1 protein-coding gene is annotated in these 1,060 nt (G+C 59.9%); it reads right to left on the bottom strand.

Features of this window, described 5'->3' with window-relative positions:
• Window position 1 precedes the first annotated feature (1 nt).
• Window positions 2-1,060 (bottom strand): photosystem II D2 protein (photosystem q(a) protein) (gene psbD / locus NW828_RS13805; RefSeq protein ID WP_414332488.1); only part of this gene is annotated, 1,059 nt, incomplete at its 5' end.

The following is a 1,060-nucleotide window of genomic DNA, read 5'->3' as shown; positions in this document are numbered from 1 at the left end:
TTTAGAGCGCATTGCCGCGGGGGAGGACTTCTTCAGGGAACTCAAAGCGCTCATGGGGCTGGTCCTGCGGCGCCATCCACGCCCGAATCCCCTCGTTCAGCAAAATGTTCTTCGTGTAAAACGTCTCAAACTCAGGGTCTTCCGCTGCCCGCACCTCCTGACTGATAAAGTCATACGCCCGCAGATTCAGCGCCAACCCCACTACCCCAATGCTCGACATCCACAAACCCGTCACCGGCACAAACAACATGAAAAAGTGCAGCCACCGCTTGTTGGAAAACGCTATCCCAAAAATCTGGCTCCAGTACCGGTTGGCCGTCACCATCGAGTAGGTCTCCTCCGACTGCGTCGGCTCAAAAGCCCGAAAGGTGCTGGCCGCATCCCCATCCTGAAACAGGGTGTTCTCCACCGTCGCCCCATGGATGGCACACAACAGCGCTCCACCCAAAACGCCAGCCACCCCCATCATGTGGAACGGGTTCAGCGTCCAGTTGTGGAACCCCTGGAAAAACAGCAAAAAGCGGAAAATCCCCGCCACCCCAAAGCTGGGCGCAAAAAACCAGCTGCTCTGCCCCAGCGGGTAAATCAAAAACACGCTCACAAACACCGCTATCGGCGCGCTAAACGCAATGGCGTTGTAGGGCCGCACCCCCACCAGCCGGGCAATCTCAAATTGCCGCAGCATAAAGCCAATCAGCCCCAGCGCCCCGTGCAGGGCCACAAAGGTCCACAGCCCCCCAATCTGGCACCAGCGGGTGAAGTCCCCCTGGGCTTCGGGGCCCCACAGCAGCAGCAGGCTGTGCCCCATGCTGTCGGCGGGGGTGGAGACGGCTACGGTCAAAAAGTTGCACCCTTCCAGGTAGGAGCTGGCCAACCCGTGGGTGTACCAGGAAGTTACAAAGGTGGTGCCGGTGAGCCAGCCGCCCAGGGCTAGGTAAGCGCAGGGGAACAGCAGCAGCCCGGACCAGCCGATGAACACGAATCTGTCGCGCTTGAGCCAGTCATCGACGATGTCGAACCATCCTCGCTCCTGACGCACGCGCCCTACCGCTATGGTCAT

This window comes from Synechococcus sp. W55.2 (assembly GCF_047461635.1).
Lineage (GTDB): Bacteria > Cyanobacteriota > Cyanobacteriia > Thermostichales > Thermostichaceae > Thermostichus.
This window is presented reverse-complemented; position numbering and strand designations above follow the sequence as displayed.